This window comes from Streptococcus sp. 1032, from assembly GCF_013277015.1.
Classification (GTDB): domain Bacteria; phylum Bacillota; class Bacilli; order Lactobacillales; family Streptococcaceae; genus Streptococcus.
Window position 1 is genome coordinate 15,695 of the sequence record NZ_VMMD01000003.1, and the last position, 15,652, is coordinate 31,346.

At 40.1% G+C, this 15,652-nt stretch carries 4 protein-coding genes; 2 read left to right on the top strand and 2 right to left on the bottom strand.

The window, feature by feature from the left end:
• Positions 1-135: 135 nt before the first annotated feature.
• Positions 136-1,218 carry a DEAD/DEAH box helicase gene (locus tag HT711_RS00855; RefSeq protein ID WP_173234806.1) on the bottom strand — a complete coding sequence of 361 codons (1,083 nt, stop codon included), beginning with the start codon at positions 1,216-1,218 and terminating at the stop codon, positions 136-138.
• Complete coding sequence (locus tag HT711_RS00860; protein WP_173234804.1) at positions 1,215-2,192, bottom strand: Gfo/Idh/MocA family oxidoreductase; 978 nt, start codon at positions 2,190-2,192, stop codon at positions 1,215-1,217. The genes HT711_RS00855 and HT711_RS00860 overlap by 4 nt, the downstream gene beginning before the upstream one ends.
• Positions 2,193-2,389: 197 nt before the next feature.
• Here HT711_RS00860 and HT711_RS00865 point away from each other — a divergent pair, with 197 nt between their 5' ends.
• Both HT711_RS00865 and HT711_RS00870 read left to right on the top strand, forming a co-directional pair.
• A complete protein-coding gene (locus HT711_RS00865) occupies positions 2,390-3,292 on the top strand; it encodes an Rpn family recombination-promoting nuclease/putative transposase (protein WP_173234802.1) in 903 nt (300 codons plus the stop codon).
• A gap of 1,243 nt (positions 3,293-4,535) precedes the next feature.
• Positions 4,536-15,652 (top strand): Rib/alpha-like domain-containing protein (locus HT711_RS00870; RefSeq protein ID WP_173249680.1); only part of this gene is annotated, 11,117 nt, incomplete at its 3' end.

Here is a 15,652-nt window from a genome sequence, read left to right on the forward strand (position 1 = left end):
AAGACTGACGAAGTCAGTATCATATACATACGACAAGGCGAAGCTGACACGGTTTGAAGAGATTTTCGAAGAGTATAAAATTGAATTGCTTATAAAAAAGCTCCATACACTGGATGTGTATAGAGCAACGGAGCTTTATTTGATATAGAGTTCTTGGTTTTTTAAGACAATTTCACGTACGCTCGCAAATTTCTTGAGTTTTTTAAGTTCTTCTGGATGAGTGACGAGAGTGATAACATAACCTTCCTTGCCCATACGACCAGTACGGCCAGCACGGTGTGTGTAGGTTTCGCTATCTCTAGGAACATCAAAGTTTACGACGCATTCTAGGCTATCGATATCAATCCCTCGAGCCAAAAGGTCAGTTGCAAGGAGTAGGGTTAGTTGCTTATCTTTAAACTTTTCTAAGATGACTTTTCTAAATTTGACATTAACATCACTAGCGAGAGAAACAGCCAAGATATCACGATACTGTAATTTTTCTTCTGCACTTCCAAGGTCTGATAGGCTGTTAAAGAAGACCAGACCGCGGAAATCCTCCACATGAGCTAGTTTTCGTAGCATATCCACTCGGTGACGCTGGTCTACCTGCATGTAGAAATGTTGGATATTATCCAGTTTTTGATCAGAGAGATCAATGGTACGTGTATTCGGCGCAATCTTTTCTTGGTCAAACTTGGTCGTGGCACTCATGTAGACCAGTTGGTGGTCACGCGGTGCGTAGTGAGTGATTTTCTCTACAAAGTGTATCTGAGAATCATCAAGCAATTGGTCGAATTCATCCAGGATGATGGTTTCCACATTCATCATCTTGATTTTTTTCAATTTAATGAGTTCAAAGATACGGCCAGGGGTTCCAATCAGAATTTCTGGTCCTTTTTTGAGTCGTTCAATTTGTCGTTTTTGACTTGAACCTGATAAGAAGAGTTGGGGAGTCAAGCCGATAGCTTCAGCCCACGTTTTACATACATCGAAAATCTGTCCAGCAAGTTCTGTATTTGGTGCTAGAATCAAGAGTTGTTGGGCTTTTTTCTTTTGTAGTCTGAGAAGACTTGGTAGGAGGTAAGCTAGGGTCTTACCAGTTCCGGTTGGGCTCACTCCTAGGAGGTTTTCTCCAGCAAGAATAGGATCAAATAGTTGAGTTTGAATGGGGGTGAATTCCTGGAAACCGAGTTGGTCACTCAGTTCTTGCCACTCAGTCGGTAGTTTGCTTTTCATTTTTCTGCCTCAAATCTAATTCCAGCAGTCTGGCGTATGGTATATAGTAGCTCATGGACAGAGCTTGCATCTTCCAGCCAATTCTGGTAGAGTGTCTGGTCTGGTTGCTGAATCATCTGTGCAAATGCAGCGACTTCCTCAGTCATAGTATGAGGAGCCTGTTGGATAGGGAGCTGGACTTGATTGCCTTGGTGGTCGGTAAAAATAGCTGAGCGGATATGCTCGATGGTGTTGAGGGTCAAGGTTCCGTCTGTCGTATAAATCTCGCAAGGAAGATTGGAAGTGATGTTTTTCCCAGCTTTGATGTGAACTTGAAAGTCAGGGTAGAAGAGGATACCATCTCCATTTAGGTCAATGCTATTGTCAAGCTGTTGAGCCTGGTAAGTCGCGTCATTAGCTTTTCCAAAAAGGTGAACGGCAGCGTAGAGAGGATAAATTCCCAAATCCATAAGAGCTCCACCGGCAAAACGGTCTGAGAAGACATTTGGTGTCTGTCCAGCCAACAAGTTAGGCATTTTGGAAGAATACTTGGCATAGTTGAAATCTGCTCCCAAAATTTGTTTGTCTGCTAAAAAGTTTTTGATGATAGTGAAAGCTTTTTCATGGTAATTGCGGGCTGCTTCGAATATAAAATAGTGATTTTTCTCAGCTGTATGTCTCAAGTCTAGCCATTCTTGTGGCTGAGTGACAGCTGGCTTTTCAAGAATGACGTGTTTACCAGCAGACAAGGCAGCCTTTGACTGAGCAAAATGCAAGGAGTTTGGACTGGCAATATAGACCACATCAAAGGAGCTCTTGAAGAAGTCTTCTAATTGATCGAAGAGTTGGATATTCTGATAGCGAGAAGCAAAGGTTGCTGCGGTTTCAAGTTTCCTAGAATAGACTGCGCCCAGCTGGTATTTTCCACTGGCATGGGCTGCTTCTATGAAGTGATGGCTGATAGCACCTGTTCCGATGACACCTAATTTAAGCATAGATACTCCTTTTCCGATTTTAAATCTTTCTTTCATTATAACATAGATAGACGGGACTATCCAACAGAGGGTAAAAAATTTCAAATAAGCGATTCGCTTTCTTCTGAAGAAAAGCTTTCTTTTACGAATAAATAGATATAAGCATCAAATCTAGTAAATTAGATTAAAAAATGTGCTATAATAGAAGGAGGAAAAGGATGATTCTAAGACATCCGGGCATTAGCCCAACTAATGACTTGGTTGCTAAGAAAATATTCAGCAACCCAGAAATCACTTGTCAATTTATCCGCGATATGCTGGACTTGCCAGCAAAAAATGTGACCATTTTGGAGGGAAGTAACATTCATGTCTTGCCTTCTTTACCCTACTCGGTGCAGGATTTCTATACCAGTATAGATGTTTTGGCGGAGTTGGACAATGGCACTCAGGTAATTATTGAAATTCAGGTACATCATCAGAATTTTTTCATCAATCGCCTGTGGGCTTACCTTTGCAGTCAGGTCAATCAAAACCTAGAAAAAATTCGCCAACGAGAAGGTGATACACACCAGAGTTACAAGCATATCGCACCAGTATATGCCATCGCAATCGTGGACAGTAATTATTTCTCAGATGACTTGGCTTTTCACAGTTTCAGTATGCGAGAGGACACGACAGGTGAGGTTTTAACCATAATAAATAACGGTCAGGAAAACCATCTGGTTAAGATGGCATTCTTGGAACTAAAAAAATATAGAGAAACCAGCAAAGATAGCATTCGCAAACCATGGTTGGAGTTTTTTGGGAACAAACCCTTTACTCAGCACCCCGAGCGAGCCATCAGCCAAGCAGACCAACTGCTGGACTACAAGAGCTGGTCCGAGGAGGACAGGAAGATGTTTAGTCAACTACGTATGCGTGAAGAACAAGCATTATTAGCACAGGACTATGCCTTGGAAACAGCTAGGGCGGAAGGTATTGAACAAGGTCTAGAGCGTGGGAAATTCTTTGCCTTTCTGGATATGGTTCGCCAAGGACTTCTGACTTCCGAGGTTGCCAGTCAGCAGTTGGGTATGTCAGCATCTGAGTTTGAGGCGCTATTGAAGGCCCACCATAAATAAGACCTAAAAAATACAGAGAAACCAGCAAAGACAAGGTTCGTAAACCATGGTTGGAGTTTTTGGGAACAAACCCTTTACCCAGCACCCCGAGCGAGCCATCAGCCAGGCGGACCAACTGCTGGATTAAAAATTAGGAAATATCGTGTAGAAAATAGTAACAGATTTTATCTCTTTGTGGGATGAAGTCTGTTTTTTTGTATGATGGGCAGGTCCTACATCTGAGTGGCAAGCTCTCCGTAGGTATCCGCTATCGGTTAATGCATAGCATATCTGAATGAAATAAGAACTGGAAAAATCAATCAGGAAAGTCAAAGTAATTTCTATGAATGTTTTAGAAGTACTAGTGAACTATTCCAAATTCAATATTCTATAAACGAAAATCAAAAAGCAAGCCAGGAGACTTATGTAGGATAGCTCAAAATACTAATCTTAGATTGAGGATAAGAGTAGAATGATAATCAATGGATTTAGAACAAATATAATGAGCTGAAGCTGGGATAGTACAAGGGGCTTTTAAAATATTGTTAGAAATTATTTTAAAAGCCCCTTATCAATTTGTTCATATTCTATTTCAATCTACTATATTTCCAAGCTTGATTATCATGAGGTAATGGCTGAAAGCGGTCTAGGGATAGGAGTGATTTTAGAGATGAGAATCGTCAAAGAAAGGAATAGGGAGATTGTGGCTCTAGGAATAGGGGATAGTGAGATGAAATAAAAGCTAACAATTCAATTTCTAACCAGCTAACCATTTAATCTTGCTGCAAATAGGTATCGAATAAGTCCCGTAAGTCTTAGACATTTTTTAGAAACTGATGATAAGCTCTTCCAATCCAAAAATAGGGAGGGTTTTTCAAACTAAAATTTGAATCCATACTTGGTTTCTAAATTATATTTAATATATTCACACTACTAAAAATCAGCCAATTATAACTATTATTATACTAAAATTTTCATAAATAAAGATATAGAAAAGTTATTAGTTTATAGGAAATAAATCAAAAAAGCGTATATCTATAATCAATATAATAAACATATGCTAAAAAATTCTCTAAAAATCAAGATTTTTGGATGATTAGATGGTAAATTCGGGGGGGGGGGGTATGGTATAATTATTACTAGACTGTACACTGGGTGCAGTGGGTTAAATAGTTCTATCAATACTATTTAATATCATGTGAGTTTGAAGATGATAAGGCTATTTTTGTTTTCAAAACAACTTACAAAAAAGGAGAAAAATTTCATGGACTTTGGAAAATATAACAAAGAAAAGGTTTTCCGATATTCGATTCGAAAATATCACTTTGGTGCTGCCAGTGTCGCGGTTGCGGCATTGATGTTCTTTGCTAACGGGGCAGTAGCAGCGCATGAACCCATTACTCCAGCTACGGCAAGTGATGTCGTTACGGCAGGTTCTGATGGCAATGCAGATGGAAATCCGGCGTCCTCGGATGAGGGAGACTCGAACAAGGTTTCAACTGACCAGCCAGCTGAACTCAAAGCAGCTGATGAGGTGAAAACGCAAGAAGCGCCAGCTGAGGAAACCAATCAAGGGCAAGCAGGAGCTGAGTCTAACTCTGCTCAGTCCGAGACAAATCCAGCTAACCAAGAACCTTCTCAAGCAGGAGAAGTAAAAGAGCAAGAAGAGCCGACCGTCGCTGATACGACAGCAGCCAAATCAATTCAAGGTAATCTGCAAGCTTTGTTGGCAAAACTAACGCTTAGCTCAATGCAGGAACTCCATGCTGAAGTGGAAGCGCGTTTAGCAGCAGCTAAGGCAGTTTTGGAAGATCCAAAAGCGACGCAAGCGCAGGTTGATGAGCAAGCAAGACTGATGGCTGAGCTTATGAGTCGTGTCAATCAAACCTTGACACCTAGCCTAGAAACTCCAACAATCTTGGAAAGGGCTGGTCTGACATCTACAAGTCTGACACCTACTGGACTTGCTACTCCAGAGGGAGCTACGACTGCGCAAACAAGTGGAGGAAAAGGTCGTAGAAGAACTTTGAGCGAGCCTACATCAGATGAAAATCAAGTTAGGCCATCTGCTGGAGGAGACTCAACAGGTTCTGGAGCTGGCTCTCAAGCTACTCCACAGACGCTCCCAACCTACACAAATACAGAAGGTGAAAATGGTGTTTATGACCTAAAAGATGAATTAGAGTTCATCACTGAGCAACTCCGAGCTAATGGAGCATCGGCAGATAAAATCCAAGCAGCCAAGGCAGCCGTTGATAAGTTCAATGAAGCCTTTTCTAAAGGCGACACCATCAGTCAATCAGATTTTGATGCGGCCTTAGCAGACCTGAAAAAATCACGTGAACTGATTGAAGGAGTCCTTGCTGAAAATGAAGCAAATGCAGGAGTGGTAACAGGACCTGCAACCCCAAGCGAAAACAATGTAATCATCCAACCGCGCACCAACGCCACAGGATGGTCAGGTTTCCGCTCGATGTCAGCAGGCGCACCAACTCGTACGAAACGTGCGGCTGGGCAGGATAGAGCGGCAGTTGGTATCGAGAATGCTGACTTTGATACGAAAACAGGTTATTTCTTTGAAAGTGGACAAAATAACTCACCATATCCTAAATACACCTATGTGTTTGCTTCAAACGGAGGGGTTATTCGTCGTTTCTATGAAGGAAGTTCAATTAAGGAAACCTATAACAATTATCACGTTGAAACCATACCGACTGCTACAGGTATCAAATGGAAGATTTCAATCAATGGTGAACATAAAAATCTCCATACCCATAAGATGTTCTTTACACTTCCGCAAGGTCAAGAACTAAAAAGTGGTAGTGTTGTAACGCAAGTTACGAATGGTAGCGGCTACTCAACTCGTCAAAGAGGTAAAATCGAACCAGGGAAAGATGAAATTTTATCAGCACTAGACAATGCCTTTACCGACTTGCCTGAGGGAAATCCTTTTAGAGGTGCAGGGTTTATCAATGCGAGAAAAGGAAATAAAAACCAGACTAATGCAACGCTTACTGGATATGTAGGTTCTGCAGGGCGTTTCAAAGTACATAGCCTTTCTGAGCTAATCACAGAATCCATTTATCCTCCAACAGCTACTGGTGGTTTCTACAATCGTGATGGTATCGAACCAAGTGATAAACAAACATACTCTAACGAAAAAAGAAAGATTATAGACCGAGATGTTCGAGATGTCTATACTTTTGAAATTCGCCAAGAAGATCGAAACGAGTATACAATCGAGTTTGAAACAACTGGAAGTAGTAGCTTAAAAGATTTAAGTTATGCTGCAGGTTTGAAACGTGTAACGACAGACCAACGTCGCCTTGGAATTCAACTCTTTGCAAAAACGGATGCTGAAACATTAAAAGCAGACAAATATGGTATGCGAGGGAGAGGAAATGGGTATTTCCTAGTTGAAAAGGGGCGCTATACTTATGTAGATGCTGGTGTTGATAAATCTAATACTTTGTATTATGGAAATACTTATGCAGATGACCGAGCGAAAACGGATTTGACCTATGCAAAAGGTGTAATTACCAGTCAGGGAGCTTTCGGTAGGGATCATCAGATTGATGCTGGATACTATATCGCTGTAAATGGCTATTCTGATATTGAGAAGGCTAAGTTTGATATGAATAGGGATGCTGGTGGCTCAGGTGTTCAGTACAGTTGGATTATTGAAGGACATGAAATAACAAATAAAACGCAAGCAGCGGAAACGATTGCCAATAACGCGGGGGTGCATACCTACAAACTCCGTGCCCTCTTTGGTTCGGATAATAGTGCTAATGAAATTCCGCTAACCTTTATTGTTAAACCAGATAAGCCGAACATTGTTACAGATTTGAGTCGAAAAGTAGGAACGACAACAGATATCGTAGTAAACAATATCAATAAAGACCTAAATGTAGAACTGTATAAAAAAGGGGAAAACGGACAAGCGGATACCCTTGTGAAAGCTATGAAATCTACAGCAAATGGTCAAATTACCTTCACAAATGTAGATTTAGAAACTGGTAAATACTATGTGAAACAAGGTACAAAAAATGGTTGGCTAGATCGTAACAATGTCTTACAAGATGGTATAGAATCGGATAACTCTGATGAAAAAGCAGCAACAGATGGTGTCCCACCTAAAGTTAGAATTGTAAATGGAAGTGAACTTCCTGAAGCGAGAAATGATGCAAATCCGGTTTTATATGAAGTAGTTCAAGGACAACCATTTAGACCACAGCTTGAAGCGTGGGATAATACAGGAAATCTTACTAAATTTAGAATTAGTAACCTTCCAACAGGAGTGACGGCTACTAATGCGAATGATTCATTCAGACAAAATAATAATGCTACTAAATCTAACACATTCGGTCCGGTGACATTTACGGGTAATGTCCCTAATAATATGACTACTGGAACGTATACATCAACGATAACTGTTAGTGATGGTTCAACTGGGGATAAACAATACTTCTTCAAATATCGTGTGATTGCTCGCGATAACGAAGCACCAACAGTCACGATGAATGGTAAGGCATTGACTGAAAATGCTGCTGATAATCGTTTTGTGCTTTATCGTGGAGCAACATTCAATCCTACATTTACTGTTAGCGATAATTCTGGTACAGTATCGTCATTCAAGATGAGTGGAGGACCTGCTGGAGTATGGTTTAATAAAAACGGAAATAGCGATGATGCTAAGACAAATCTTACAAGCGGAACATCTTATCAATTAACAGCTAATAATGTGGTTGATACTAACGCAGCTCTTGGGACAAATGAGGCAAGTGTTGTTGTAAGTGATGCCAACAATAATGCAAAAACATACAAATTCCAATATACAGTTGTAGATATTCAACCAAAAAATTCTCCTAAAGATGTTGCGGTTAATTCAACACTAGGAAAACCACAAGATTACTTAAAAGTGGTTGATAATAGCTCAGGAACTGAAGCGTCTAAGTATCTTCCGGATAATGTTACCTATTCTTGGAAAGAAGGAACAACAACTAAAGCGAATGATACAAAATTAGACACAGTAGGCACTGTTACTAAATACAAAGCAACAGTGAATATACCTAACAGTACGACTCCTGTTAAAAAGACAATTGATGGCAAGGCATATACGATCTATGCCCCAACAAGTGTGGGAACAGCTATTACATTTAATGTTCAAGACACGGTTGCACCGACAGTGAAATTAACAAATGCAACCTATAATAATACAGTTGAACCGTTAAAAACAGATGAAAATAGTTCGCCTCTGGTGACGATTTTCCGTGGGGCAAAATTAAGTATCCCGTTAACTTACTATGACAATGCAGCAACCGGTCGAGTAAATCTTAAGTATATTAGTGGTTTGCCAAACGGTGTAACATTTGGTGGAACAAATAATCAATTAACAGAAACTGGTAAAACAGAACAATCACCAGGAAATTACACATTATCAGGAAAAGTTGCAGCTGATGCAACTTTAGGTACACAAGTCATCACTTTTAAAGTCTCAGATGACCAAGCTGGTAATGTTGAGAGTGGAAATAAAGCAGAATTAAAATTCCGACTAAGAGTCTTGGATTTAGATTTTGAACAAGGACGTTCAGCGAAAGCTAATCAATCATCTATTACACTGCAAGCTGATCCAGGTCAGGAACTTGGAGATGCTAATAATTACTTAACGGTTAATGATGGAACAAATCGGCAAGACCAAGGTAATTTCCCAAGTGGTATGACATTCCGTATGATAAATGCTGCTGATAACTCAGTTATATCTAATGTGCCGACAGCACCAGGACGTCACGCAGTAAAAGCAAGAGCTTACTTCCCAGCAGGCTATGCAGGTACTAATGAAGTGAGTCCTGTAGTCCAAGGTAATACGGATACTGAACTGAACGGTCGCAGTTATATGGAAAAAACGATCTACTTTGACGTTAAACCAACAGCGCCTACAGTTACTGCTGAGGCTAATGGGGATGTAGTAGTAGCACAGACAAACCAACCAAACGTCAATACATTAAGTTTCACATATAGAGATAAAGATAACAATAAACAAACAGTGACAGCTACTAAGACTGGTAATACATGGGCATTGAATAACGCGCCTGCGGATGGTATGACAATAGACTCAACTTCTGGTGCGGTGACAATAAAAGACCGTCAAATAAAAGATGCTACAGAAGTTACAGCTAAGGTGGTAGCTCAAGATGTAGAAAGTACGGTTGCTACTGGGACTTCTTTAGCAGGTGAGAAAACTCGACCTACCTTTACTTTTAGTGATAAATATACAGCAGTTGTAGATGGAGAGCGTGTTGTTTATGTAACTCCGACAGAGGACTTATCAAATAGTTCTATAATTTTAGGAACTGTGAGAGATGATTCTAACAAGTTAAGAGAGGTTGTCTTATATCACGGTGACGGACGTAATACTAATCTGGACTTTGGTTTAAATTACAACAAAAAAGCTAGTGAAAATAATGTTGAGTTTAGTGCGCCATTTAACATTGAGATTACAGGAACACTTCCAAGAGAAAATCGTAATACAAGACGTATATGGAGTAACGGTGATAATATTGTAACTCGTTATGTTTATGCCAAAGATGCTGCAGATAATGAGTTTAAAAATAATACGGACAATAAACAAAATCCGAATCGTGTAGTCATCAAAGTATTGACGCAAGCAGCTAAGTATGAACCTACTATCAATGCACAAACACTTAAAAAAGATTTTACGGCAAACGATATTCGCGTAACCGATGAAGAATTTAATAAGATGAAATCAAACTTAACATTTTCTACAAATAGAGGAGATGTTAAAGTAGCATACAATTCTTCAGATATGACTATCACTATGAAAGAGAAGGGTGCTATTAAGCGTGAGGGTGATTCATATCATGTAGGAGCTACGATTACGTATCCAGATGGTTCAACTGAGGACATTAAAATACCAGTTGAAAATGCAGATAAGGTAGCCCCAACAGTTAAATTAACTAATAAAACAGATGAGAATAGAGTCGTAACATTAAATGCTAACGAATCTACTTCTCCAGTGGTGACTGTCTATCGTGGAGCTAATTTAAATCTACCATTAACATTCTTTGATAATGACTCAGATGGTAGAGTAAACCTCAAGTATGTAAATGGTTTACCAAGTGGAATTCAGTTTAATGGAAATAGTGATACATTAACAGAAACTGGAAAAACACAAGATTCAGTCGGAACGCATACTATCACAGGAAGAGTTCCAGCGAATGCACAATTAGGACTTAGAACTGTAACGCTTAAGGTGTCTGATGGAAGTAATGGAGTTGATTCAGGAAACCAAGCAGAAGTTAAATTCCGTCTGAAAGTAGTGGATTTAGATTTTGAATCATCTCGTTCTGAACGAGAAAATCAACCATCAATTACAGTAGCGGCAGCTGCAGGGCAAAGTCTTGAAGATGCGAATAATTATTTAACGGTTAACGATGGAACAAACCGTCAAGATAGCGGTAATTTCCCTAGAGGAATGACATTCCGTATGGTCAATGAAGCTGGAACAGTTATTACAAACTTGCCAGAGGCACCAGGACGTCATGTGGTGAAAGCAAGAGCCTACTTCCCAGCTGGATATGCAGGAACTGACGGCATTGGAACTGAAGTAGCAGGAAATGCCGATAGTGAGCTTAATGGACGACGTTACATTGAGAAAACAATTAACTTTGAAATTAAGCCAACTAAACCAGTAGTAAGTCCACAAGATAATGGTGATGTGCTTATTACGCATGAAAACCAACCTAATGTAAACCGTATTAGTGTAACTTATACACCACAAGAAGGAACAAATCCTAGCGAGCTAACATACACGGCTACGAAGAATGGTAATTCTTGGTCATTTGGATCAGTACCTGCGACACTGACAGTAAATCCAACAACAGGTGAGATTAAGCTTAAAGACCGTTTGGTAAAAGACGGTTCAACAGTAAAAGTTAAAGCTATAATAACACCAGCTACAGGTGGTCTAGAAAGTGATATAGCAACTGGAGTTGCTAAAGATGGAGACCATGTCTTCCCTACAGTTGACTTCCAAAATACGGAAACAGATGCTGATGGAAATCGTGTAGTATACATCACACCAACAGAAACAACTAATTTACCAGTCGCAACGTTTAAAGACAATTCTGGGAAATTAGTATCCGCTAATTTTGTTGGATATAATGGAGATCCTACTAATTTAAGCAATGTAAATCTTGATTTTTCTAATCGATTTGCTAAAGATAGCGCTGAGACACAACGTAATGCACCAATTACATTAAGTGTTACAGGCACGTTATCGAGAACAAATCCTGCTGATGGAAATAGATTGTGGACAGATGAAAGAACGATTGGGACTATTTATGCGGATGCAGAAGATGTAGCAGGAAATAGGCTACATGAATCTCCAGGAGCTAAAGACAATAATAAAACTAGCCCTACTCGTGTGCTACTTAAAGCAAGAACACAAGCAACTAAGTATACGCCGACGATAACAGCTCAACATCTTGAAAAAGATATTGCGTTAGATAATGCAACAGTGACTCAAGAAGAGTTTGAAGCTATGAAACAAAACCTTACATTCACTACTACAAAAGGGGATGTAAAAGTAGCCTATAATACTGCAAACATGACAATCACTATGGATAATGGTGGTGCTATCACACGTAATGCAGTTGATAATACTTACAGTATTGGCGCAAGTATTACATATCCAGATGGTTCTACTGAAGATATTCGAATCCCAGTAACTGCACCAGCGCAAAAAGAAATTTACGAACCAACAGCAGTCGAGAAAACAGTAGAAAAAGATAGCCAACCAACAGCTAAAGATAGCATAGCAAATGCGACAAGCTTACCAACAAACACAAGGTTTACATGGAAAGCAGGGACTTTAGACACATCAACACCAGGAGTCAAACAAGCGACAATAACGGTAGCATATCCAGATGGTTCAAGTGAAGATGTAGAGCGTGTTACAGTAAACGTTAAACCAAGTCAACCGGCAGTAACTCCTGCGGATAACGGTGATGTTACAGTAACTCCAGTGACTGAAGCAACTGTCGATAAACTAGAAGTAACTTACACTCCTGCAGATAACAATCAACTACAAGTTAGTGGAGAAGTAAGAAAAACTGCTCAAGCTGCTACAACCATTGTAGCTACTAAGGGTGCTGATAATCAATGGTCGATTACAAGTGGTCAAAAAGACGGCATTAGTATTGATGCAACTACTGGTGCAATCACACTGAAAGACGTAGCAGTAAAAGATCAAGCAAATGTTACAGCTAAAGTCGCAGCTCAAGGAATCGAAAGTGCTGAAACGACGAAACAAGCTGGAAATGGAGAACAGGCATCACCTGTTATCGGAGCTTCTTCGAAAATTGTAGAGGCTGAAAAAACGGTTGATATTCCTCTTGGATTATCAGATGCTGGGGTTGGTATTGATGAAGGGAATATTATTGTTACTGGTTTACCATCTGGTCTAATCTACGATGACGATACTCAATCAATTAAAGGAACGTTACACTCAGTTTCTCAAAATGATATTAAGGTAACTGTCTTAGACAAGAACGGTAATAAAGCAGACAAGACAATTACGATTACTGCTGTTAAACCTAAAGCTGTTTACGCTATCAAAGATGCAACTATTGAGAATGTTGCGAATGCAGCTAACTTTGTAGAAGTGCCTGAAGGGGTTACTTTAACTTCTGCAACATGGAAAAATGGCGAGCAACCAACCACAGCGACAGCAGGAACTACAAATAAAACTGTAGTAGTTAGTCTAAATGGTGTGAATACTGAACTGACTATCCCAGTAACGGTATATCCAGGGGTAACGCTTCGTAAGGTTAATAATCAAGAAGTGACTACCTACCATGAGGTTGTTAGTCAACCGTTGACATCAGCAGTATGGGGAACTGGAGGTAGAACGCAACCAGCTAAGCCGGATTTCTATGTAGCCTTTGAAGGTGATAAACCAGCAGGTACGACTATTGAATTTGAAGGTGGAATTCCTACAAATACAACAGCGGGAGATATAAGGCATAAAATAATTGTTACTTATCCAAATGGGGCTGGAACTGTAGAAAAAACAGTCACTTTCAGAACTTATGGTTACGAGGCCAATTATCCAACAGGAAAAGAGTACTTTGAAACAGAAGTAGGTAAAGCATTTAAAAATACAGATGCTAGATCTTATGTCAAATCAAGTACTAGCTTTGGAACTCCGTCAACAACTTTCTTCGGTTGGGGCGATGGTTTTGCTGCTTCTCCTGTAGCTAAAGTACAGACAACTGTAGGAGTACGAGAAGAAGAGGCTAATGTTCACTATGGAACTAAGGTTGAAAGTGAGCGTGGTGACGGAACGCATCATTATACAGATCAAAGAATCAAAGTTACTGTAGCAGTTAATCCAAAAGCACCAACACTTCAAGGTCAAGCAGGAACTAAACCAGCTGTTACGGTATCAAACTTACCAGAAACTTCTCAGTTAGCGACAGGATCAACTGTAAAAGTCCAACTTAAAGACGCTCAAGGCACTGTTGTCGCAGAAAAAGAAATTACAGCTGGAACAACAACAGTAACATTCGCGGCAGCTGACTACAAGAAAGACTTAGCATTAGGAGAGCAACTAAACGCTAATGTCCTTGTCTCTGGAACATACAAGAAAACAATTAGAAAAAATACAACAGAAGACACTGCTTATGAAGTATCTTCTGCTAAGAGTGATTCGGTAACTGTTAAAACGTATGCTGACTTCTACAGAAATCAAGTCACTTATCCAACGAATGCTGAAAAAGTGACTTATGGTAATACAGCAATCACCGATGGTAACTTTACAGATGCAGCCAAAGAGAGCTTTGCAGCTAAAATTAAAGAAGCGAATGCAAATAATAATAACTTACCTGCAAATGTAACTTATACTAAGGGAACTACGGATGATAAGACTAAAGTAGCTACGATTAACTTCCCAGATGATGGCTCTACTATTGACATTTCTCATACGCAAGTAGCCAAACCAACAGTGCCGACATTTACTAAGACGGCAGGAACTGAAGAAGATCCGAAATTAAGTGATGTGGATCGTACGATTTCTGGTACAGCGCTTGAGAGTGCTACGAAGGTTGTATTGACCTTACAAACTGGTAAAACTGTTGAAATTGACGCTAATAACGGAAAAGACCCAGCTACTCTTCAACCAGGTGAAGGTGCACTGAAAAATGGTGTCTGGACCTATAAACTTCCAGATAATACCTACTTACGTCAAACAGACCAATCTGCTGAAATAGGTTCTTCTACATTACCGGTGAAAGTGAAACAGATTGTCTTTGATGCAGAAAGTGATAATGCGGATATACGTGTAGCCAAAGAGCGTAATTTCGCAGGACGAACCATTACAGCAGCTAAGGGAAGTCAAACTCTGACTGACTTGAGAGCAGATGCTCGAAAAGGTATTAGCTACACTGAAAAGAATGTCGAAAAAGACTTCCCAAGTGACTTTACAGCTACATGGAAAGAACAACCTGACGTTGAAACAGTTGGAACAAGGAAGTATAAGGTTCAATTAACTGAAACTTCTGCAACTGGCACAAATAAAGTCGGCGAATACGATGTAACGATTACAGTGACAAATCCAGCACCAGCAGCGTTGACTTATGAGAATAAACAAAATGGTGAAACTGTTGTAACTATTCCAGAAGATGCAGACGAAGTAGTATTTACTGTTCCTACAACTGATACAAATGTAAATACAATAACTGTAAGTAAAGCGAATGGCTGGACAGCAGATGGTATTGAAAAACGTGGAAATACTTGGGTCTTCCCAGCGAACTCAGTACAAGGAAATCGTCAAGTAACAGCAGTTGCGACAGCGGGAAGTGGTGATACGAAGAGTGCGCAAACACCAACGTCGATTTCAGCGCCTGCACATACAGTGACGACTAAGACGATTACAAAAGTAATCGGTGAAAATCCTACGAATGCAGAGTTACTTGCGGCGGTAGATGTAGCTAACAAACAATCAGCTGCACTGAAAGAAGGAACACAATATCCAACTACAGTAGGTAGCCATACTCTTGACGTTGTTGTTACTTACGCAGATCAAAGTACAGAAAAAGTAACAGTTCCGTATGTGGTGAAACCAGCAGACAAGACAGCTCTAACGCAAGCGAATAATGCCTTAGGCAGCGAAATCACAAGTGCACCAGACACAGCTGACAAGCCAGCAAGCAAAGTGACTGCCTATAACGACGCTAAGCAAAAAGCAGAAGCAGCGAAGGAAGCAGCGGAAGCTGTAATAGCGGACGACAATGCGACACCAGCAGCCGTCCAAGCAGAGATTACGAAAGTAAACGCAGCCAAAGACGCGTTGAAGAAAGC

Excerpts from the sequence above, each read along its gene's own strand:
- HT711_RS00855 (WP_173234806.1), bottom strand. The coding sequence starts at position 1,218 with ATGAAAAGCAAACTACCGACTGAGTGGCAAGAACTGAGTGACCAACTC.
- HT711_RS00860 (WP_173234804.1), bottom strand. The coding sequence starts at position 2,192 with ATGCTTAAATTAGGTGTCATCGGAACAGGTGCTATCAGCCATCACTTC.
- HT711_RS00865 (WP_173234802.1), top strand. The coding sequence starts at position 2,390 with ATGATTCTAAGACATCCGGGCATTAGCCCAACTAATGACTTGGTTGCT.